Here is a 19,738-nt window from a genome sequence, read left to right on the forward strand (position 1 = left end):
CTTCGCGACCATCCTGTTCGATGCCGGCGCCAGCGCTCCAGATGTGCAGGCGACCCTGGGTCACTCAAGCCTCCAGGTCACCGAACGCTATTCGCGTGCCCGGGAGGGCGTCGCGCTTCGTGCAGGAGCCGCTCTCAACGACGCGCTGAAAAAAGACGAGGGCGCCCTACCGGAAGCAAAACAGCGGCGGACTCCTGCACGCCTTAATGGCACATTAATGGCACAGCCTCGGCGCGGGCCCGAGGGAATCGACCGCTGAAACGAGAAAACCCTCGGTTGCCTCGGCGGAAACTCCCGCTTAAATGAAGAAATCCCCGCAAGTAGAAGCCTTACGAGGATTTCAGTGGCTCCGACCGGCATCGATCCGGTGACCTTTCGATTTTCAGTCGAACGCTCTACCAACTGAGCTACAGAGCCAGGCAGCTTTCGCGGCCTAAAGGTGAAAAACCCCTCCTTGCGGAAGGGCTCTTCTCCTCAGCGACCCTGACCGGACTTGAACCGGCGACCTCCGCCGTGACAGGGCGGCGCGCTAACCAACTGCGCTACAGGGCCTTACTTTTTTACTTGTTACTGAGTGTAGTAGTTATGTGACCCCAACGGGATTCGAACCCGTGCTACCGCCGTGAAAGGGCGGCGTCCTAGGCCACTAAACGATGGGGCCGAGAGCCTGTGAGGGCTCCGTAACTACCGAGAAGAAGCATACGGGTCTGAGCGCGATTTGCCAAAACGAGTATGGGGAGCCCGGAAAATCGGGCCCGAAACGGGGGAAACCCCGCAGGCCGGTGACGGCTGCGGGGTTTCAAACGATGCGAACGGATGACTAGTGGCCGCCCTCTTCGCGAAGTTTGACGATGCCGGCTTCGACAATCGCTTCGGCCTCGGCAGCGTCGCCCCAGCCCTCGATCTTCACCCATTTGTTCGGTTCGAGGTCCTTGTAGCGGGCAAAGAAGTGCTCGAACTCCAGACGGGTCTGTTCGGGAACGTCGGTGATGTCCTGGATGTGGGCCCAGCGCGGGTCTTTGTCCTGAACACAGACGACCTTCGCGTCAGAACCGGCCTCGTCGCTCATGTTGAGAACGCCGACCGGGCGGACCTTGAGGCCGACCCCCGGGAAGACCGGGTACTCGAGAAGGACGAGCGCATCGACCGGGTCTCCGTCGAGACCGAGGGTGTTTTCGAAGTAGCCGTAATCTACCGGGTAGCTGAAGGCGGTGAACAGCACACGGTCCAGGTAGACGCGACCGGTTTCGTGGTCGACCTCGTACTTGTTGCGGCTGCCCTTGGGAATCTCTACGACGACGTCATATCCGGTCATGAAGTGTTCTCCTCTTTTGTCTGAAAGTCTGCAATAACGTTACTTGATGCCCAACAACAGTTCGCTTCCCCGTCCGCCGCTCTCCTCGGCGGTCGCCGTCGTGCGCTTTGCCGTGCGTCGTGCGCTCACGGCGGCCCGGGATTCGGGACTGGTCGAGGGCGACCTCGTGCTTGTCGCCCTGAGTGGCGGCCCGGACTCCCTCGCACTCGCTGCAGCAACAGCGTTCGAGGCGCCGCGACTCGGGATCCGGGCTGGAGCGGTGGTCATCGACCATTCCCTCCAGTCGGGTTCGGCAAACGTGGCGACCCAGGCTGCGGCTGCGGCGGAGAAGCTCGGCCTCGCCCCTGTCCTCGTGAGGACGGTGGAGGTCGCCGAGGGCGGCGGACCGGAGGCAGCCGCCCGCGAAGCGCGTTACGGTGCGATCGCCGCTGTCGCACAGTCGACGGGTGCCAGCCTGGTCCTGCTCGGGCACACGCTCGATGATCAGGCAGAAACCGTGCTGCTCGGGCTGGCGCGGGGCTCCGGGGCGGCGAGCCTGCGTGGCATGCCCCCGGTGGCCGGTTTGTACCTGCGGCCGCTGCTCGACGTCCGCAGGGAGGTCACCCACGCCGCGTGCGCAGCCGAAACGCTCCAGCCGTGGGTCGACCCGCACAATTCGGACCCTCGGTTCACCCGGGTGCGGGTGCGGGATCGGGTTTTGCCCGTCCTCGAGCAGGAGCTCGGCCCCGGCATCGCAGAAGCGCTCGCCCGAACGGCTGAGCAGCTGCGTGAGGATTCCGAGGCTCTCGACCGCATGGTGCAGGAGATTATCGAGGAGATCTGCGAACCGGCTGAAGCCGGCATCGCCGTCGACGTTGGGGCTCTTGCTGCGAATCCGGCGGCGCTCCGCAACCGGATCATCCGGCTGGTCGCGTCGAGTGAGTTCGGCAGGTCCCTCGACCGGGGACACACCCTCGAGGTGGCTCGCCTGGTGACCGACTGGCGCGGGCAGGGCCCAATCGACGTCCCTGGCATCCGGGTCTCACGCCAGGGAGCGCTGCTGGTGTTCACCGCTCGCGGATAAGATGAACGCATGGAATCGAGCGACATCTCACGCGACCTCACGACCATCCTCGTCACCGAGGAGCAGATCCAGGAGAAGCTCGTTGAGCTCGCCGCCCGCATCGACGCCGATTACGTCGGCAAGGATCTTTTGCTCGTCGGAGTCCTCAAAGGAGCGGTCATGGTCATGGCCGACCTCTCCCGTGCGCTGACCAGCCACGTGTCGATCGATTGGATGGCCGTCTCGTCCTATGGCGCCGGTACGAAGTCCAGCGGTGTCGTGCAGATCCGCAAGGACCTCGATTCAGACCTCACCGACCGCCACGTGCTGATCGTCGAAGACATCATCGACTCAGGACTCACCCTGTCCTGGCTGCTCGACAACTTCGCCTCGCGCGGTGCTGCGTCCATCGAGGTGTGCGCACTCCTCCGTAAGCCAGAGGCAGCGAAGGTCGAAATCGACTGCAAATATGTCGGCTTCGACATCCCCACGGACTTCGTGGTCGGGTACGGCCTGGACTTCGACGAGCGCTACCGGAACCTGCGCGACGTCGCAGTGCTGGCGCCGCACGTTTACGCCTGAGGCGGCGCCGTTCCCCCTTCGGCGAACATAGAGGCCGCGTCCAGCGTTCTGGCGATACCCTTGACGTCACGGGGCGTTCGACGCTTCGCCGAACCTTCAGAAAGGTGTTGGGCATCCGCTCATCCGAACTATGAACTTCAAGCGCATCTTCAAAGGCCCGCTGCCTTACATCCTGATCGCCATCATCGTTTTCTGGGTCGGGTCAAGCCTGCTCAACGTCAACGGGATGCGTGAGGTCTCGACCGATCACGGGCTCGAGCTCCTCGAGGACGGCAAGGTCACCGAGGTGACGCTCACCGAGGGCGACAACCGCGCCGACCTCACCCTCGCCGAAGCCGACGGCGACAACGGCACAGCGGTGCAGTTCTACTACCTCACCGCGCGGGCTGACGACGTCGTCGCCGCTGTCGACGCCGCAGCGCCGAGCGACGGGTTCACCGACAAGGTGCCGCAGCCCAGCTGGTGGTTGTCAGCGCTCGGGCTGCTCCTCCCACTCCTGCTCATCGGTGTGTTCTTCTGGATCATGCTGTCGAGCATGCAGGGCGGCGGAAGTAAGGTCATGCAGTTCGGCAAGTCGAAGGCCAAACTGGTATCCAAGGAATCGCCGAAGGTCACTTTCGCGGATGTCGCCGGCAGCGACGAAGCGATCGAAGAACTCGAAGAAATCAAGGACTTCCTCAAGGAGCCAGCCCGTTTCCAGGCCGTCGGTGCTCGCATCCCGAAGGGTGTGCTGCTCTACGGTCCTCCAGGAACCGGCAAGACGCTTCTCGCCCGCGCCGTGGCCGGTGAAGCAGGCGTTCCGTTCTACTCGATCTCCGGCTCCGACTTCGTGGAGATGTTCGTCGGCGTCGGCGCGAGTCGCGTCCGCGACCTCTTCACCCAGGCCAAGGAGAACTCGCCGGCCATCATCTTCGTCGACGAGATCGACGCCGTCGGACGACACCGCGGTGCAGGCATGGGTGGCGGGCACGACGAGCGTGAGCAGACCCTCAACCAGTTGCTGGTCGAAATGGACGGCTTTGACCCCAAAGCCAACGTGATCATGATCGCCGCGACCAACCGTCCGGACATCCTCGACCCCGCCCTGCTGCGCCCTGGCCGGTTCGACCGCCAGATCGGCGTCGACGCGCCCGACCTCAAGGGCCGCACCAGGATCCTCGAGGTGCACGCCAAGGGCAAGCCGATGGCCGAGACCGTCGACCTCGACGTCCTCGCCCGCAAGACCCCCGGCTTCACCGGTGCCGACCTCGCCAACGTGCTCAACGAAGCGGCGCTCCTCACCGCACGGTCGAACGCGCAGATCATCGACAACCGGGCCCTCGACGAAGCCGTCGACCGCGTCATGGCCGGCCCGCAGCGCCGAAGCCGGGTGATGAAGGACCAGGAAAAGCTGATCACCGCGTACCACGAGGGCGGCCACGCCCTCGCCGCAGCGGCGATGCGCAACACCGACCCCGTGACCAAGGTCACCATCCTCCCGCGTGGCCGTGCCCTCGGTTACACCATGGTGCTCCCGCTCGAAGACAAGTACTCCGTCACCCGCAATGAGCTTCTCGACCAGCTCACCTACGCCATGGGCGGTCGCGTCGCCGAAGAAATGGTGTTCCACGACCCCACCACGGGCGCTTCGAACGACATCGAGAAGGCGACAGGCATCGCCCGCAAGATGGTCACCGAGTACGGCATGAGTGCCAACGTCGGAGCGATCAAGCTCGGCCAGGCCAGTGGAGAGGTGTTCCTCGGCCGTGACATGGGACACCAGCGGGACTACTCGGAGCAGATCGCCGAGACCGTCGACGCCGAGGTGCGTGTGCTCATCGAGCAAGCCCACGACGAAGCGTGGCAGGTGCTCAACGACAACCGAGACATTCTCGATCGTCTGGCGGCCGAACTACTCGAGAAGGAAACCCTCGACCACAACCAGCTGGCTGAGATCTTTGCTGACATCCGCAAGCTGCCGCCTCGCCCGCAGTGGCTCTCGAGTACCAACCGTCCTGTCTCGGAACACCCCCCGATCGCCGTTCCCATCTCGAAGGCGCCGATCGATCCCGGTGTCACCGACGGCGGGGTTGAGAGCGACTCCAAGGCCGCCCGCACACCCCAGGTGAACCCGCGACCGGCAACGGCATAAGCCCGATGGGCGAGACCGAAGGGGCCCGGATGGACAGCGAGAGGATCCAGCGGGCCGTCACGGAGCTGCTGCTCGCGATCGGAGAAGACCCATCCAGGCCGGGGCTCGCTCGCACCCCCGAACGAGTCGCCGAGGCGTACGAGGAGTTCTTCGGCGGTCTTCAGGAGGACCCTCTTGCCCTCCTGGCGGATGCCATCCCGGTCGGTGCGGACGGACCTGGGGAAGCAGTCGTGGTGCGCGACATCTCCTTCCGTTCGATCTGCGAGCACCACCTGCTCCCGTTCCTCGGTGTCGCCCACATCGCCTACCTGCCGAGCGACCGCATCGTCGGACTCGGCCGGCTGCCGCGAGTCGTCGACACGCTCGCGTCCCGCCCGCAGCTTCAGGAGCGGCTGACCGAGGAGATCGCCAACACCCTCGAACGCGGACTCGACGCGCGAGGAGTTCTCGTCGTCCTCGACGCCGTGCACGGCTGTGTCTCTGCTCGTGGCTCACGCCAGGAGGCAGCGTCCACGCTCACCCTCGCGAGCCGCGGAGAGCTGTCCGATCCCGTCCGGCGCGCCGAGATCATGGCGCTTCTCGGCCGCGGCGGCCCTGCCCATGACTGAAAGCATGCCCGCTACCCCGATGCTGGTGATGGGCATTCTCAACGTCACCCCGAACTCGTTCAGCGACGGCGGTCGCTACCTCGACCACGCTGCGGCTATCGCCCACGGTCGGCAGCTCGCCGAGGACGGCGCCGACCTCATCGACGTCGGCGGTGAGTCGACCCGGCCGGGCGCGGAACGCATCGGCAGTGCGGAGGAACAGCGACGCATCCTTCCGGTGATCCGGGCGCTGTCCGCTGACGGCATCCGCCTGTCCGTCGACACGATGAACGCAGACACCGCCCGAGCTTCGGTTAATGCGGGTGTCGAGATCATCAACGACGTTTCAGGCGGTCAGGCCGATCCGCACATGGCGGCGGTCGCCGCCGAAACTGGCGCCACCTTCCTGCTCAGCCACTGGCGTGGGCACAGTACCGACATGGACTCCCGGTCGCTCTACGATGACGTCGTTTCGGATGTCCGTGCTGAGCTGGTCGCGCAACTCGCATCCGTCGAGTCGGCCGGCGTGGCTCGCGACCGGATCATCCTCGACCCGGGACTGGGGTTCGCGAAGACCTCCGATCACAACTGGCAGATTCTCTCCCGGCTGGACGAACTGCAGTCGATCGGGCTGCCGCTCCTCGTCGGGGCGTCGCGTAAGCGCTTCATCGGCACACTCCTCGACGAGGGGGCCCCGATGGCTGACCGGGACCTGCCCACCGCGGTGATCAGCGCCCTGCTCGCGGATGCCGGCATCTGGGGCGTGCGCGTGCACAACGTCCGAGCAACGGCCGTTGCTCTCGACGTGCGCCGGCGACTCGGCTGGCCCGCGCGTGCCCGCCTCGCTTAGAGGAAACCTTCACAGTTCGGCAGCGCGCGTTGCGCCAAGGCCACACCTCGGGGCGGCGTTTTTCCGGATAGTGTGTTCAGCGGTGCCGCAACCGCGGACCGAGTGCCGGACACGGGAGAACCAATGACGACCGCAACGCTTGCCCCCTCACGCCTGACCCTCGCCGACAGGGTTGTTCCGCGCAGCGTCGTGAACAACATCGCCCTCATGCTGACCGGAGTCGCTGTGGTCAGCGCCACCGCCCTCATCGAGATCCCGATGTGGCCGGTCCCCGTCTCGGGTCAGACGCTCGGCGTGATGCTCGTCGGCGCCTCGCTCGGCGCGTGGCGTGGCGCGGTCTCGCTCGCCACCTACATGCTGCTCGGCCTTGCCGGGCTGCCGATCTTCGCCGGCGGCACCGGGGGGCTCCTCTCCGTCGCCAAGCCGTCCTTCGGCTACATCATCGGTTTCATCGCCGCAGCCGCGTTCATCGGCTGGCTGGCTGAACGTAACTGGGACAAGCGGCCTGTTCTGTCGCTTTTCGCCTTCCTCGGCGCCAGTATCGTGCCGTTCCTGTTCGGCATCCCGTACATGGGTATGATCCTCGGCAGCATGGGGCTGCCCACCGACCTCGGTTCGCTTCTCGGCTTCGGCTTTTATCCGTTTATCGTCGGCGGTGTCGTGAAGTGGCTCCTCGCCGCCTCGATCCTCCCGCTCGCCTGGCGCCTGGTGAAGAACATCGACGACAAGCGCGACGCCTCGGCGACGTAGCCGACCGAGCCATCGAGCTCCTTCGCCGCTCGCGCTGGCAAACCGTAGAGTGGGCACTGTGACTACCGGCGACAGCATCTCCCTGACCGGACTCCGCGTGCGGGCGCACCACGGGGTCTACGACTTCGAACGGAACAACGGCCAGGACTTCGTCGTCGACCTCACCATCGGCATCGACCTGCAGGCTGCGGCGGCAAGCGACGACGTGGCGCAGACGATCCATTACGGGGAGCTCGCCGAGCGGGTCGCGGCTGCCGTAGCTGCTGACCCCGTCGACCTCATCGAAACAGTTGCCGAGAGGGTTGCCGATCTGGTGCTGTCATATCCGGCTGCAAGCAGCGTCCGTGTCACCGTTCACAAGCCGGATGCTCCGATCTCCGTGCCCTTCGACGACGTCGCGGTCAGCATCCTTCGGTATGCGGCAACGAGCCCGCAGCGGACCGCCCGGTCATGACCCCGATCCCGAAACCGCCTATTCACCCGCCGGTCCGGCCGCTTCGGCCGGTCGAGACGGTGCTTGCCTTCGGGAGCAACCTCGGGGACCGAGAAGCGAACATCCGGGCGGGACTCGCAGCGCTCCCCGCCCACGGAGCCACGGTGACGGCGGTGTCCACCCTCATCGAATCGGTCGCTGTGAAGCCCAGCGGTGAGGACGAGTCTGCGCCCCGGTATCTCAACGGCGTCGCACTGGTGCGCACGTCGCTTCCGCCGCGAGCGTTGCTTCGCGCCGTCCAGACGATCGAAGCGGAGCTCGGCAGGCTTCGGGCCGAGCGCTGGGGCGACCGCACACTCGACATCGACATCATCGCGTACGGCGACCTCGTGCTCACAACCGATGATCTCGTCGTTCCACACCCACGCGCAGCCGAGCGATACTTCGTCCTCTCTCCCTGGCTGGAACTCGACCCGGGTGCGGTGCTGCCCGGGGCCGGGCCGGTCGCCCGCCTGCTTGAATCGCTTGAGTATCCATTCGGAGCGACCCGGTGAACCGAACGCACGCGACACCGCTGGTCGGGCTCGCTGCTCTGGGGTTCGTCGCCGGGTTCCTGCTCGAGTACGGCCTCGAGGCGTATGGCCGCCCTCTGCTCGTCCCGCCGCTCACGATGCCGTTCACGCTCGTGGTCGTCGGCGCCGTCGTGCTCGGTGTGGCCATTCCGATCCGCCGCGCGGTCACCGGCAAGCGGAACGCCCGCATCGACCCCTTCCAGGCCATGCGGATCGTCGTCCTCGCCAAGGCGTCCAGCCTTGTCGGTGCTCTGCTCACCGGTGCCTCTCTCGGCGCCGTGCTCTATTTCACGACCCGGCCGGTCCTGCCCGCGATAGGCTCGATGTGGCTCGCGATCGCTTCCTGCGTTGGCGCGGCGGTGCTCACGACCGCAGGACTGATCGCCGAACACCTCTGCACGCTTCCGAAGGATGAGGACGATGACGTACCCGGGTCCCCCCGCGATTCCTGACCTGCCCGCTCCCGAGCGGGGTACCGAGGCGGTCGAGCAGGATCACGCCGACGCTCCCCTGCGGGTTGAGGTGTCGGGCGAGTGGCGTCGGGTATCGCCGAAGTACATCCTCGTCGACCTCATCGGTGAGGCAATCTTCGCCCTCATCGTGATCGCGGTCGCCATCCTGTGGGCCGTGCTGTTCGAGCAAAGCTGGCAGTGGTGGGTGATGGGGGCATTGCTCGTCGTGACCGCGCTTGGCGCCGTATTCACGCCCCGCCGCATCCGTTCAATCGGATACCAGCTTCGGGAGGACGATCTGCTGTTCCGCCGCGGGATCATGTGGACACGCATGGTCGCCGTGCCGTACGGGCGGATGCAGCTCATCGACATCAACCGGGGTCCTGTGGCCCGCGCGTTCGGCCTGGCCGAGCTCAAGTTCGTCACCGCGTCGGCGGCGAGTGCCATCGTGTTGCCCGGTCTGCCCGAGGACGAGGCCGAACGACTGCGAGACCACCTCGTCACCGTCGCGGAGAGCAGGCGGACAGGCCTATGACCGGCGAGCCGGAGGCCTTCCTCCCGCACGGCAACGCGGGAAGCCCTGAGCACCCGTGGTCGCCGGGTCCCGAGGCCCAGCAGCCGGCCGGGGTTCGCCAGCGGCGGAGCCTGACCGATGGGGAATGGCACCGACTGCACCCGGCGACTCCTCTCCTCCGGGGAGGGATCGCCTTTCTCGCAATCGCCGGCTTCGTCATCGCGAACCTGCGGGAACGACTGGTCGACCTGTTCCTGCCCCGCCAGGGCGAGTACGACCCAGAAGATTACGACCCGATCACGTATGTCTGGGAGCACGGCTACGTCGGGCTGGCCCTGCTCGCCGTCCTCGTCGTGCTCGCCGTGGTGATGGGCGGGTTCTACCAGTCCTGGCGGATGCACACGTTCCGGGTGACCGACGAGGCTGTCGAGGTGCGTAGCGGCATCCTCTTCCGAACGCACCGCAAGGCCAAACTCGACCGTATCCAGGGCGTCGGAATCGCGCGGCCGTTCCTGCCGCGGCTGTTCGGCGCCGCCAAGATGGATGTCAGCGTCGCCGGGCAGGATGCCAGCGTCAAGCTCGAATACCTCTTCTCCCGCGATGCCGACGACCTGCGCCGCGATGTGCTCACGCTCGCCTCCGGTGTGAGGCTGGCCGAGCAGGGGGTTGCCCCAGCGCCGACGGTCGGCCCTGACGGAATCGAAAACGAGGCAGCGCTCAGCCGCATCGTCAACGAGCGGGTCAACGAATTCCTGGCACCGGAACTCGTCCCAGGCACCGCTCCACCCGAGTCCGTCGTGCGCATCCCCATCGGTCGGCTGGTCGCGTCGACGCTGCTCAGTCTCGGGACCGTTTTTCTCCTCATCCTTGTCGTGGTGATGATCGTTTCGCTCGTTCACGGGCAGATCTGGGCGCTGTTCTGGTTCGTGCCGAGCGTGATCGGCATCGTCAGCTACTTCTGGTCGTCGATCACGAAGTCGTTGCGGTACTCGATCGCCGGAACGCCCTCCGGCGTCAGGATCGGTTTCGGGCTGTTCTCCACGAGCAATGACACGCTCCCTCCCGGGCGGGTTCACGCCATCGAGGTGTCCCAGTCGATCCTGTGGCGGCCGTTCGGCTGGTGGCAGGTCAAGATCAACAAGGCTGGCCTGTCGGTCGAGGCGGCTGCCGGGGGCAAAGGAAACACCACGGTGCTCCCGGTCGGCACCCTGACGGACGTGTCGCGCGTTGTCGAACTCATGCTCGGCGGGGTGTCGTCGGATGCTCTCCATGACGAACTGGATCGTGCGATCCGCGAACCATCACGCTCAGGTTTCGTCCTCGCTCCCCGGCGCGCCCGGTGGCTGAACCCGCTGGCCTGGCGCCGCACCGGTTACACGCTGCACGACGGCCTGCTCGTCTTCCGCAAGGGCGTCGTCTGGCGCAAGGTCGATCTCCTTCCCCTGGCTCGAGTGGTGAGTTTCGCCGTGTCCCAAGGACCGATCGAGCGGATGCTGCGCCTCGCGTCCGCGCGCGTCCACACCGTTCTCGGACCGATCACCGCCAGTCTGCCGGCCATCGGCACGGCGGACGCCGCCCGGTTGTTCGAGCAGGTGGCCGCAGGGATCGTAGCTGCCACACGAACAGACCGCAGCCATCGGTGGGCCCAGGCACAGGATGGCGTCACCGCACCAGCGAACATCGGAGATCAGCAGTGAACGCGCGAGCCGGTCGCCTCGGGATCGGCATCATCGGAGCTGGGAGGGTGGGACCCGTGCTGGGCGCTGCGCTCGCCGGCGCCGGGCATGCGATCACCGGAATCAGCGCGGTCTCCGCCCAGAGCCGCGACCGGGCTGAAGCGATGCTTCCGGCGGTGCCGATTCTCGACATTCCGAGCGTCGTGGAGCGCAGCGAACTGGTGATCCTCGCGGTTCCCGACTCCGAACTGGAGTCGCTCGTTGCCGGTCTTGCAGCCACATCGAGCTGGCTTCCAGGCCAACTGGTGATGCACACGGCGGCCGGCTTCGGCACATCGGTGCTCGCGCCGGCGCAGGCGCTCGGCGCCATCCCGCTTGCCATCCATCCGGCCATGGATTTCACCGGGACGAGCATCGACATCTCGCGCCTCACCGAGAGCTGGTTCGCCGTAACGGCGCCGACGCCGGTCCAGCCGATCGGCCAGGCACTCGTCGTCGAGATGGGCGGAGAACCCGTTGTCGTCCGAGAAGAGGACCGCGCGGCCTATGGAGAGGCCATCGACATTGCGACAGCTTTCTCACGGTCCATCGTCGCGCAGGCGACAGGCATCCTCGCGGGGATCGGGGTGGAACATCCGGGCGCTTTCCTGTCGTCGCTCGTCCGATCTTCCGTTGACAATGCGCTGCAGCAGACCGGACAGCTCTCGACAGACCCGCTGGGCCGGGAGCCGGGCGACGACGTGCCGCCGCAGGCCGGTACCATCGGTGGGTGACGAACAGTATCGCTGACATCCGTTCTCGGATCGCCGACGCCCGCCGCGCGGCAATCGCAAGAGGGATCCCGAATCCGCGTGTCGTGCTCGTCCCGACCATGGGTGCACTGCACGACGGACACCTTGCCCTCGTCGACCACGCGATCGGGCTCGGCGACGTCGTCGTCGTTTCGATCTTCGTGAACCCGCTGCAGTTCGGGCCGCAGGAAGACCTCGCCAGCTACCCGCGCACCCTCGACGAGGATGTCACCCGGCTGGCCGCGCGCGGCATCGAGCTTGTTTTCGCGCCGACCGCCGCCGAGATGTACCCGGACGGCCAGGTGGGCATCCGGGTCAGCGCCGGTGACGTCGGGACACGCCTGGAAGGACGAACCCGACCGGGTCACTTCGACGGGATGTTGACCGTCGTCGCCAAACTCTTCCACATCGTGGGCCCGGATGCCGCCGTCTTCGGTGAGAAGGATGGTCAGCAGCTGTTCCTCGTGAAGCGGATGGCCCGTGACCTCAATCTCCCCGTCGAGGTCCACGGGGTTCAGACCGTGCGTGCGGACGACGGGCTCGCTCTCTCCAGCCGCAACGTGTACCTCGACGCCGCCGGGCGCCGCTCGGCGCTCGCCCTGTCTGCTGCACTGGAGGCGGCGGCGGCCAGCGGAGATCGCGGCGTCGACGCGGCCACCGCGGCAGCGCACTCGGTGATCACCGGTGAACCCGGGGTCGAGCTTGACTACCTCGCTGTGGTGAACCCAGCGACCTTCCTCCCCATCGCTGAGGGATACTCCGGAACAGCGCTCGTCCTGATCGCCGCTCGGGTCGGAACCACCCGCCTCATCGACAACCGCAGCATCGTCGTCGGCTGACGCTGCGCCGGCGTGCTCGAGGGCAACGTAAGCTGGGACGACCCCACAAGGAGACGTTTTCGATCATGACTGCCCCCACCACAGACCAGGTTGCCGAGCCGACCGCTGACGAGATCTTCGAGCAGAAGGCGGTCCGGCTGGCCAAACGGGAGCGCCTGATGACGATGGCAGCGGATGCCGCCGGTGGTGCCTACCCGGTCTCCGTACCGGTCACCACCACCATTCCGGCCGTCCGGGAACAGTACGGTTCCCTCGAAGCCGATGAAACGTCCGGGGATGTCGTCGGCGTCGCCGGTCGGATCGTGTTCCTCCGCAACACAGGCAAGCTGTGCTTCGCAAGCCTCCAGTCAGGGGACGGAAGCCGGATTCAGGCCATGGTGTCGCTTGCCGAAGTCGGTGAGGACTCCCTCGCGCTCTGGAAGGAACTCGTCGACCTCGGCGACCACCTCTTCGTCTCCGGCGAGGTCATCTCCAGCCGTCGCGGAGAACTGTCGGTCATGGTTCGCGAGTGGCGAGTCGCATCGAAGGCGATCCTGCCCCTGCCGAACCTGCACAACGAACTCAGTGAAGAGAGCCGTGTCCGCAGCCGCTACCTCGACCTGATCGCCAGGGAACAGGCCCGGCAAAACGTCATCCAGCGATCCAGGGCCGTCGCCAGCCTGCGTCGCACCTTCACCGACCGCGGATACCTCGAGATCGAAACCCCGATGCTGCAGGTCATGCACGGCGGAGCATCCGCACGCCCGTTCGTCACCCACTCGAACGCCTTCGACACCGAGCTCTTCCTGCGCATCGCCCCCGAGCTCTACCTCAAGCGAGCCATCGTCGGCGGGATCGACCATGTCTTCGAGATCAATCGCAACTTCCGCAACGAAGGTGCCGATTCAACTCACAGCCCTGAGTTCGCCATGCTCGAGGCGTATGAGGGCTACGGAGATTACAACTCGATCGCCGACCTCACCCAGACCCTGATCCAGGACGCTGCTCTCGCTGTCGCTGGATCGCACACGGTCACCTGGGCTGACGGCACCGAGTACGACCTCGGCGGAGACTGGGACCGGATCTCAATGTTCGACAGCCTGTCAGAGGCTGTCGGCCGGAGAATCTCGCCCGAAACGCCGATCGAGGAGTTGCGAGAGCTCGCGGAGCGCGAAGGCATCGTTGTCCCGCATCCGATCCACGGAAAGTACATCGAGGAACTGTGGGAGCACTTCGTCAAGTCCGGACTCGTTCGGCCCACGTTCGTATGCGACTTCCCTGTTGACACGTCGCCGCTCGTTCGTGCTCACCGTTCGATCCCCGGCGTGGTTGAGAAGTGGGACTTGTACATCCGGGGATTCGAACTCGCCACCGGCTACTCCGAGCTGGTCGACCCCGTCGTGCAGCGTGAGCGTTTCGTCGAGCAGGCCCGACTCGCCGCCGGTGGAGATGCCGAGGCGATGCGCCTCGACGAGGAGTTCCTGCGTGCCCTCGAACACGGCATGCCCCCGACCGGAGGCATGGGAATGGGCATCGACCGGTTGATGATGGCCCTCACCGGACTCGGCATTCGCGAAACCATCCTGTTCCCCCTCGTGAAGTGAGACGGCGATGACTGACTACCTGCCCAAGGAAGAGCTGAACCCACGGGACCCGAAGAAGCCGTCCACGAACCGGATCATCATCTGGGTGGTCGTCGCCGGTATCGGGTTGTACCTGCTGATCTCCGGCATCGTCGGCATCGTCGCGGCGGGATGACCGCAGCCCCGGCCGGGGTATCCTTGTAGGGTCATGGACAATTACTGGCTCAATGCTCTCTGGTCGATCATCCCGACGCTCCTCGTCGGTGTGATCTTCTGGTTCGTCATGCGCGCGATTTTCCACGCGGACCGTGATGAACGTGCTGCATACGCTGACCTTGAAGCGGCGGAGCGTTCGCGTCTTGGCCTTCCGCCGGCAGAGTCCCCAGCCACGGGCGGCTCAGCTGAAAACTAATCTGCTCCGGCAGATAAGCTGAAGGCACCCTTCCCGACGTCAGGAGCCCGTGCGTGGATCTAGCGGCCCTGTGGGCGACCATGTTCGCCGACTGGTGGGTCGTTCTGTTCTTCACGATCGACTTCATCATCAAGGTCATCGCGATCGTCGTCGTTCCCCGCAATCGCCGCCCGACAGCCGGCATGGCCTGGCTTCTCGCCATCTTCCTCATTCCGTACGCGGGCGTCATCGCCTTCCTGCTCATCGGCCATCCGAAGCTCCCCAGGAAGCGCCGTGAGATCCAGGACGAGATCAACGACTTCATCCGGATCGCCGGGGAGAACCTGCCGAAGCAGGATCTGCAGCCGGGTCTTCCACTCTGGTTCACCAACCTCGTTCGCCTGAACCGTAATCTCGGAGCACTGCCCCTGCTCGGCGGCAACGAAGCCCGCCTGCTCGGCGACTACAACAAGACCCTCGCGGCCATGACCGAGGCGATCGACGCGGCGCACCATCACGTGCACGTCGAGTTCTATATCCTCAGTTGCGACGCGACGACCGCTCCGTTCTTCGACGCCCTTGAACGCGCGGTGCAGCGCGGCGTCACCGTGCGGGTCCTGTTGGATCACGTCGCCAACCTGCGTACCAAGGGGTATCTGAAGACCAGGCGGCGGCTTGACGAGACCGGCGCGGAATGGCATCTGCTCCTTCCGCTTCAGCCGTGGCGGGGCAAGTTCCAACGGCCGGACCTCCGAAACCATCGAAAAATCCTCGTCGTCGACGGTGACGTTGCGTTCATGGGTTCCCAGAACGTCATCGACCGCAGCTACAACAAGCGAGGCAACCTGCGCCGCGGCCTGCAATGGCAGGAACTGGTTGCCCGCGTCGAGGGCCCGGTGGTCGGTGGCGTCAATGCGATCTTCCTCAGCGACTGGTACAGCGAAACCGGCGAACTGGTGAGCCGCGAGATCGACGTGACCGACCCCGACCTGGACGACGGCGACCTCGACTGCCAGGTTGTGCCGAGCGGCCCCGGCTTCGACGGTGAGAACAACCTGCGCCTGTTCCTCGGGCTGCTCTACGCCGCCCAGAAACGTATCGTCATCACGAGTCCATATTTCGTGCCGGACGAGTCGATGTTGTACGCCATCACCACGGCGGTTCATCGCGGCGTCCCGGTCGACCTGTTCGTCTCTGAGATCGGGGACCAGGCACTCGTCTACCACGCCCAGCGTTCCTACTATGAGGCGCTGCTTCGAGCGGGAGTGCGCATCTATCTCTACCCGGCCCCATACATCCTGCACGCCAAGCACTTCACCATCGACGACGACGTCGCTGTGATCGGCTCGAGCAACATGGACATGCGCTCGTTCGGTTTGAACCTTGAAGTGTCGCTCATGGTTCGCGGTGCGTCGTTCGTTTCGGACATGCGAGAGGTCGAAGACGAGTACCGGCTCAAGAGTCGCGAACTCACCCTGGACGAATGGCTGAAACAGCCGCTCCGTTCCACCATCCTCGACAACCTCGCCCGCCTCAGCTCGGCTTTGCAGTAGGTCACGCCCTTACGAGCAGTTCCCCCACCTCGCAGCCCAGAGCATCGCAGATGGCCACGAGCGTCGAGAAGCGGATCGCCCGAGCCCGGTCGTTCTTCAGCACGGACAGGTTCACGATGCTGAGGCCGACCCGCTCGCTGAGTTCGGTCAGGGTCATCTGCCGCTCGGTGAGCAGCTCATCGAGCCGACACCGGATGCCGGTCGGTCCGTCGTCTGCCCCGCCCACTACACGAGCCCTTCTGTTTCGCGCTGCAACCGTTCCCCGGCCTTGAAGGCGAGGGCGACGGCGGCAAGACCGGTTGCGATGAAGTACGGGGCGAGTGATGCTGTGGCGACCATGGCTTCGTAGCTTCGCTCGCTCACGGTGGCGAACGCGCCGTTGACCCCTATCGTCTGCAACAGCGTGCCGATTGAGGTGCCCGCGATCAGCGCGATGGCCGTCGTGATGACAAGCCGTGTGTTGGTGCGGGAGAAAGCGCGCCCCCTCGTCATCAAGTTCCTGCACAGCGTGCCCAGGCACGCGATGATCGTCAGGACCATCAGAGCGTCGACGACCACCGCAAGGGCGAGAGACGCTACGACGACCCCCGGCAGGCCCGACACCGTCAGGACGGCCTGGTCGATCTCCACCGGCACAAGGGCACCGTCAGGCCCGATCGGCACGGGGGCGGCCGTGTCGGCAAACGGTACGAGTACCTCCACACCGGAATTCGGCAGGATGTCCGCGAGGCGGTTGACCGCGAACCCGACGGTGACGGCGGCGGCAACGGCTCCAACGATGATCACCGTCCAGAGGTCGGCCCGGTCGGACCGGGTCAGCGAAAGTGTGCCGGCGGCGTGCATGGTGCTCCTAACGATTATCGATAACAACGAATATCGATAAGCTATCGACAGTCGTTATGTCTGTCAAGAGGTGGTTCAGAAAGCCGGGGAGGCCGAGCCATGCAGGCTTCGCGCCGTGAGCGAACAAGGCCCAAATCCGAACCAGCGGTGGTTACGCTCTTTCTAACGGTGTCCCCATCCCTGCCCGGGCACCCAAGGAGCGAACATGTTTGAGAGATTTACCGACCGCGCTCGTCGCGTCGTTGTCCTGGCCCAGGAAGAGGCCAAGATGCTCAACCACAACTACATCGGTACCGAGCACATCCTGCTCGGGCTCATCCACGAGGGTGAGGGCGTCGCGGCGAAAGCTCTGGAGTCGCTCGGCATCTCGCTGGACGCCGTCCGCGAGCAGGTCCAGGACATCATCGGTCAGGGCCAGCAGCAGCCGACCGGCCACATCCCCTTCACGCCGCGTGCGAAGAAGGTCCTCGAGTTGTCGCTCCGTGAGGCACTCCAGCTCGGCCACAACTACATCGGCACTGAGCACATCCTGCTCGGGCTGATCCGCGAGGGTGAGGGTGTCGCGGCGCAGGTCCTCGTCAAGCTCGGCGCCGACCTCAACCGCGTGCGCCAGCAGGTGATTCAGCTCCTCAGCGGCTACCAGGGCAAGGAGACCGCTGCGGTCGGCGGCAACACCACCGAGACCACAGCGCAGGGCGGATCCCAGATCCTCGACCAGTTCGGACGCAACCTCACTCAGGCTGCTCGCGACAACAAGCTCGACCCGGTCATCGGCCGTGAGAAGGAAATCGAGCGGGTCATGCAGATCCTGTCGCGCCGGTCGAAGAACAACCCGGTTCTGATCGGTGAGCCAGGCGTCGGCAAGACCGCGGTCGTCGAAGGGCTCGCGCAGGCGATCGTCAAGGGTGAAGTGCCTGAGACGCTGAAAGACAAGCAGCTCTACTCCCTCGACCTCGGCTCGCTCATCGCCGGTAGCCGCTACCGCGGTGACTTCGAAGAGCGCCTGAAGAAGGTGACCAAGGAGATCCGCACCCGCGGTGACATCATCGTCTTCATCGATGAGATCCACACCCTCGTCGGCGCGGGCGCGGCTGAAGGCGCTATCGACGCCGCCAGCATCCTGAAGCCCCTGCTCGCCCGTGGCGAGCTGCAGACCGTCGGTGCCACCACGATCGACGAATACCGCAAGCACTTCGAGAAGGATGCCGCGCTTGAGCGCCGGTTCCAGCCGATCCAGGTCGCCGAGCCGTCGCTGCCTCACACCATCAACATCCTCAAGGGACTGCGCGACCGGTATGAGGCCCACCACAAGGTATCCATCACCGATGGAGCGCTCGTGGCGGCGGCGAACCTCGCCGACCGCTACGTCGCTGACCGGTTCCTCCCCGACAAGGCGATCGACCTGATCGACGAGGCGGGCGCGCGCTTGCGTCTGTCGATCCTCTCGAGCCCGCCCGAGCTTCGCGAGTTCGACGAGAAGATCTCCGTCGTCCGCGGTGCCAAGGAGACGGCGATCGAGGACCAGGACTTCGAGAAGGCGGCATCACTCCGCGACGAGGAGAAGAACCTCCTCGGCGAGCGACTCCGCCTCGAGAAGCAGTGGCGGTCGGGAGACGTCAAAACGACCGCGACGGTGGACGAGGGTCTCATCGCCGAGGTGCTCGCGCAGGCCACAGGCATCCCCGTCTTCAAGCTCACTGAAGAAGAGTCGAGCCGACTCGTCTTCATGGAGAAGGCGCTGCACCAGCGCGTCATCGGCCAGGAAGAAGCCATCTCGGCACTGTCGAAGACGATCCGGCGCACCCGCGCCGGTCTTAAGGACCCCAAGCGTCCCTCAGGCTCGTTCATCTTCGCGGGCCCGACCGGTGTCGGTAAGACGGAGCTCGCCAAGGCTCTTGCGGAGTTCCTGTTCGACGACGAGGACGCCATCATCTCGCTCGACATGAGCGAGTACGGCGAGAAGCACACCGTCTCGCGACTGTTCGGTGCTCCTCCCGGATTCGTCGGCTTCGAAGAGGGCGGGCAGCTGACCGAGAAGGTCCGCCGCAAGCCGTTCAGCGTCGTGCTGTTCGACGAGATCGAGAAGGCTCACCCCGACATCTTCAACTCGCTCCTCCAGATTCTGGAGGAGGGACGGATGACCGATGGCCAGGGCCGACTGGTCGACTTCAAGAACACCGTCATCATCATGACCACGAACCTCGGTTCCAAGGGGATCGCGGGCGGCCCGGTCGGCTTCCAGGTCGAAGGTGACACGACCGCGACCTACGAGATCATGAAGGCGAAGGTCACTGAGGAGCTCAAGAAGCACTTCAAGCCGGAGTTCCTCAACCGTGTGGACGACACCATCGTGTTCCCGCAGTTGTCCAAGCCGGAGCTTCTGCAGATCGTCGACCTGTTCACGAAGCGCCTCAGCTCGCGACTGCTCGACCGTGACATGACGATCGACCTGACCCTCGCAGCGAAGGAGCGCCTCATCGAGGTCGGCTTCGACCCCGCTCTCGGTGCACGTCCCCTGCGCCGTGCCATGCAAAACGAGGTCGAGGACCGTCTCAGCGAGAAGATCCTGCACGGCGAGCTCAACTCCGGTGACCACATCCATGTGGACTTCGCCGAAGGAGAGTTCGTGTTCGTGACCAAGCCGCGCGGTGAGACCGTCGCGGCAGGGCTGAACTCGGGCCGTTCACTCGGTACAGGCTCGGTCACCCCTGACCTCGCCATCACCGGCGACTAAGGTGCGACAACGAAAGGCCGGGAGGGTTCACCCTCCCGGCCTTTCGTGCATTGGCCAGGCGGATCGATTTCCGGCCGCGCCGAAAACCGCCGCGTGTCCACGGCGAGTCCCCAATGCATCC

Annotated in this window: 22 protein-coding genes and 3 tRNA genes; 19 read left to right on the forward strand and 6 right to left on the reverse strand. The window is 65.3% G+C overall.

All coding sequences use genetic code 11. From position 1 onward, the window contains the following. Positions 1-259, forward strand: a 259-nt coding sequence (locus ACLQ62_RS11310; RefSeq protein ID WP_411721737.1) for a hypothetical protein, incomplete at its 5' end; no start/stop codon positions are given. Positions 260-344: 85 nt separating this feature from the next. Here the strand turns inward: ACLQ62_RS11310 and ACLQ62_RS11315 are convergent. The 4 genes from ACLQ62_RS11315 to ACLQ62_RS11330 form a co-directional block, all read right to left on the reverse strand. Then, positions 345-417: transfer RNA gene (locus ACLQ62_RS11315), tRNA-Phe, on the reverse strand. 61 nt (positions 418-478) lie between these two features. Further along, a tRNA-Asp gene (locus ACLQ62_RS11320) sits at positions 479-552 on the reverse strand. Between the two features lie 36 nt (positions 553-588). Further along, positions 589-661 (reverse strand) — tRNA-Glu (locus tag ACLQ62_RS11325). Positions 662-820: 159 nt separating this feature from the next. Next, on the reverse strand, positions 821-1,315 hold the full coding sequence (locus tag ACLQ62_RS11330; RefSeq protein WP_411721738.1) for an inorganic diphosphatase: 495 nt from the start codon (positions 1,313-1,315) through the stop codon (positions 821-823). A 46-nt stretch (positions 1,316-1,361) separates the two neighbouring features. Here ACLQ62_RS11330 and tilS point away from each other — a divergent pair, with 46 nt between their 5' ends. The 17 genes from tilS to cls all read left to right on the forward strand — a co-directional run bounded on the left by tilS (position 1,362) and on the right by cls (position 16,040). Further along, complete coding sequence (gene tilS, locus ACLQ62_RS11335; RefSeq protein ID WP_411721739.1) at positions 1,362-2,378, forward strand: tRNA lysidine(34) synthetase TilS; 1,017 nt, start codon at positions 1,362-1,364, stop codon at positions 2,376-2,378. 9 nt (positions 2,379-2,387) lie between these two features. Further along, entirely contained in the window at positions 2,388-2,939 is a 552-nt protein-coding gene (gene hpt / locus ACLQ62_RS11340; RefSeq protein ID WP_411721740.1) for a hypoxanthine phosphoribosyltransferase, read from the forward strand. A 130-nt stretch (positions 2,940-3,069) separates the two neighbouring features. Further along, a complete protein-coding gene (ftsH, locus tag ACLQ62_RS11345; RefSeq protein ID WP_411721741.1) occupies positions 3,070-5,070 on the forward strand; it encodes an ATP-dependent zinc metalloprotease FtsH in 2,001 nt (666 codons plus the stop codon). A gap of 29 nt (positions 5,071-5,099) precedes the next feature. Further along, positions 5,100-5,678 carry a GTP cyclohydrolase I gene (folE, locus tag ACLQ62_RS11350; RefSeq protein WP_411721742.1) on the forward strand — a complete coding sequence of 193 codons (579 nt, stop codon included), beginning with the start codon at positions 5,100-5,102 and terminating at the stop codon, positions 5,676-5,678. Further along, positions 5,671-6,507, forward strand: a complete 837-nt coding sequence (gene folP / locus ACLQ62_RS11355) for a dihydropteroate synthase (RefSeq protein WP_411721743.1) — start codon at positions 5,671-5,673, stop codon at positions 6,505-6,507. Before folE ends, folP begins: the two co-directional genes overlap by 8 nt. Before the next feature lie 123 nt (positions 6,508-6,630). Beyond that, positions 6,631-7,257: a biotin transporter BioY gene (locus ACLQ62_RS11360; protein ID WP_411721744.1), complete on the forward strand. Its 627-nt coding sequence runs from the start codon at positions 6,631-6,633 to the stop codon at positions 7,255-7,257. 58 nt (positions 7,258-7,315) lie between these two features. Beyond that, positions 7,316-7,711 carry a dihydroneopterin aldolase gene (gene folB / locus ACLQ62_RS11365; protein WP_411721745.1) on the forward strand — a complete coding sequence of 132 codons (396 nt, stop codon included), beginning with the start codon at positions 7,316-7,318 and terminating at the stop codon, positions 7,709-7,711. Continuing rightward, positions 7,708-8,244, forward strand: a complete 537-nt coding sequence (folK, locus tag ACLQ62_RS11370) for a 2-amino-4-hydroxy-6-hydroxymethyldihydropteridine diphosphokinase (protein ID WP_411721746.1) — start codon at positions 7,708-7,710, stop codon at positions 8,242-8,244. The genes folB and folK overlap by 4 nt, the downstream gene beginning before the upstream one ends. Further along, positions 8,241-8,714: a DUF3180 domain-containing protein gene (locus tag ACLQ62_RS11375; protein ID WP_411721747.1), complete on the forward strand. Its 474-nt coding sequence runs from the start codon at positions 8,241-8,243 to the stop codon at positions 8,712-8,714. Before folK ends, ACLQ62_RS11375 begins: the two co-directional genes overlap by 4 nt. Next, positions 8,683-9,249, forward strand: a complete 567-nt coding sequence (locus ACLQ62_RS11380; RefSeq protein WP_411721748.1) for a PH domain-containing protein — start codon at positions 8,683-8,685, stop codon at positions 9,247-9,249. The genes ACLQ62_RS11375 and ACLQ62_RS11380 overlap by 32 nt, the downstream gene beginning before the upstream one ends. After that, the gene (locus ACLQ62_RS11385; RefSeq protein WP_411721749.1) at positions 9,246-10,925 is read left to right on the forward strand and encodes a PH domain-containing protein; all 1,680 of its coding nucleotides are present in this window, start codon (positions 9,246-9,248) and stop codon (positions 10,923-10,925) included. Before ACLQ62_RS11380 ends, ACLQ62_RS11385 begins: the two co-directional genes overlap by 4 nt. After that, a complete protein-coding gene (locus tag ACLQ62_RS11390; protein WP_411721750.1) occupies positions 10,922-11,677 on the forward strand; it encodes a Rossmann-like and DUF2520 domain-containing protein in 756 nt (251 codons plus the stop codon). Before ACLQ62_RS11385 ends, ACLQ62_RS11390 begins: the two co-directional genes overlap by 4 nt. Then, positions 11,674-12,534: a pantoate--beta-alanine ligase gene (gene panC, locus ACLQ62_RS11395; RefSeq protein WP_411721751.1), complete on the forward strand. Its 861-nt coding sequence runs from the start codon at positions 11,674-11,676 to the stop codon at positions 12,532-12,534. The genes ACLQ62_RS11390 and panC overlap by 4 nt, the downstream gene beginning before the upstream one ends. A 65-nt stretch (positions 12,535-12,599) precedes the next feature. Then, positions 12,600-14,117 carry a lysine--tRNA ligase gene (gene lysS / locus ACLQ62_RS11400; protein ID WP_411721752.1) on the forward strand — a complete coding sequence of 506 codons (1,518 nt, stop codon included), beginning with the start codon at positions 12,600-12,602 and terminating at the stop codon, positions 14,115-14,117. Positions 14,118-14,124: 7 nt separating this feature from the next. Beyond that, positions 14,125-14,271: a hypothetical protein gene (locus tag ACLQ62_RS11405; protein ID WP_411721753.1), complete on the forward strand. Its 147-nt coding sequence runs from the start codon at positions 14,125-14,127 to the stop codon at positions 14,269-14,271. A 33-nt stretch (positions 14,272-14,304) separates the two neighbouring features. After that, a complete protein-coding gene (locus ACLQ62_RS11410; RefSeq protein ID WP_411721754.1) occupies positions 14,305-14,508 on the forward strand; it encodes a hypothetical protein in 204 nt (67 codons plus the stop codon). Between the two features lie 80 nt (positions 14,509-14,588). Then, positions 14,589-16,040: a cardiolipin synthase gene (gene cls / locus ACLQ62_RS11415; RefSeq protein WP_411721766.1), complete on the forward strand. Its 1,452-nt coding sequence runs from the start codon at positions 14,589-14,591 to the stop codon at positions 16,038-16,040. Position 16,041: 1 nt separating this feature from the next. On the opposite strand, the gene ACLQ62_RS11420 is transcribed toward cls, so the two are convergent. Further along, positions 16,042-16,266: a helix-turn-helix domain-containing protein gene (locus tag ACLQ62_RS11420; RefSeq protein ID WP_411721755.1), complete on the reverse strand. Its 225-nt coding sequence runs from the start codon at positions 16,264-16,266 to the stop codon at positions 16,042-16,044. Further along, complete coding sequence (locus ACLQ62_RS11425) at positions 16,266-16,883, reverse strand: hypothetical protein (RefSeq protein WP_411721756.1); 618 nt, start codon at positions 16,881-16,883, stop codon at positions 16,266-16,268. Before ACLQ62_RS11425 ends, ACLQ62_RS11420 begins: the two co-directional genes overlap by 1 nt. A 205-nt stretch (positions 16,884-17,088) precedes the next feature. Here ACLQ62_RS11425 and ACLQ62_RS11430 point away from each other — a divergent pair, with 205 nt between their 5' ends. Next, positions 17,089-19,617, forward strand: coding sequence for an ATP-dependent Clp protease ATP-binding subunit (locus tag ACLQ62_RS11430; protein ID WP_411721757.1), 2,529 nt, complete (start codon positions 17,089-17,091; stop codon positions 19,615-19,617). Positions 19,618-19,738: the final 121 nt, after the last annotated feature.

It is taken from the genome of Mycetocola sp. (genome assembly GCF_046716805.1).
Taxonomy (GTDB): Bacteria; Actinomycetota; Actinomycetes; order Actinomycetales; family Microbacteriaceae; genus Mycetocola_A.

Bases quoted from the DNA above. Each gene is read 5' to 3' on its own strand.
- ACLQ62_RS11330 (WP_411721738.1), bottom strand. From the start codon at position 1,315: ATGACCGGATATGACGTCGTCGTAGAGATTCCCAAGGGCAGCCGCAAC.
- tilS (WP_411721739.1), top strand. From the start codon at position 1,362: ATGCCCAACAACAGTTCGCTTCCCCGTCCGCCGCTCTCCTCGGCGGTC.
- hpt (WP_411721740.1), top strand. From the start codon at position 2,388: ATGGAATCGAGCGACATCTCACGCGACCTCACGACCATCCTCGTCACC.
- ftsH (WP_411721741.1), top strand. From the start codon at position 3,070: ATGAACTTCAAGCGCATCTTCAAAGGCCCGCTGCCTTACATCCTGATC.
- folE (WP_411721742.1), top strand. From the start codon at position 5,100: ATGGACAGCGAGAGGATCCAGCGGGCCGTCACGGAGCTGCTGCTCGCG.
- folP (WP_411721743.1), top strand. From the start codon at position 5,671: ATGACTGAAAGCATGCCCGCTACCCCGATGCTGGTGATGGGCATTCTC.
- ACLQ62_RS11360 (WP_411721744.1), top strand. From the start codon at position 6,631: ATGACGACCGCAACGCTTGCCCCCTCACGCCTGACCCTCGCCGACAGG.
- folK (WP_411721746.1), top strand. From the start codon at position 7,708: ATGACCCCGATCCCGAAACCGCCTATTCACCCGCCGGTCCGGCCGCTT.
- ACLQ62_RS11380 (WP_411721748.1), top strand. From the start codon at position 8,683: ATGACGTACCCGGGTCCCCCCGCGATTCCTGACCTGCCCGCTCCCGAG.
- ACLQ62_RS11385 (WP_411721749.1), top strand. From the start codon at position 9,246: ATGACCGGCGAGCCGGAGGCCTTCCTCCCGCACGGCAACGCGGGAAGC.
- lysS (WP_411721752.1), top strand. From the start codon at position 12,600: ATGACTGCCCCCACCACAGACCAGGTTGCCGAGCCGACCGCTGACGAG.
- ACLQ62_RS11405 (WP_411721753.1), top strand. From the start codon at position 14,125: ATGACTGACTACCTGCCCAAGGAAGAGCTGAACCCACGGGACCCGAAG.
- ACLQ62_RS11410 (WP_411721754.1), top strand. From the start codon at position 14,305: ATGGACAATTACTGGCTCAATGCTCTCTGGTCGATCATCCCGACGCTC.
- cls (WP_411721766.1), top strand. From the start codon at position 14,589: ATGTTCGCCGACTGGTGGGTCGTTCTGTTCTTCACGATCGACTTCATC.
- ACLQ62_RS11425 (WP_411721756.1), bottom strand. From the start codon at position 16,883: ATGCACGCCGCCGGCACACTTTCGCTGACCCGGTCCGACCGGGCCGAC.
- ACLQ62_RS11430 (WP_411721757.1), top strand. From the start codon at position 17,089: ATGTTTGAGAGATTTACCGACCGCGCTCGTCGCGTCGTTGTCCTGGCC.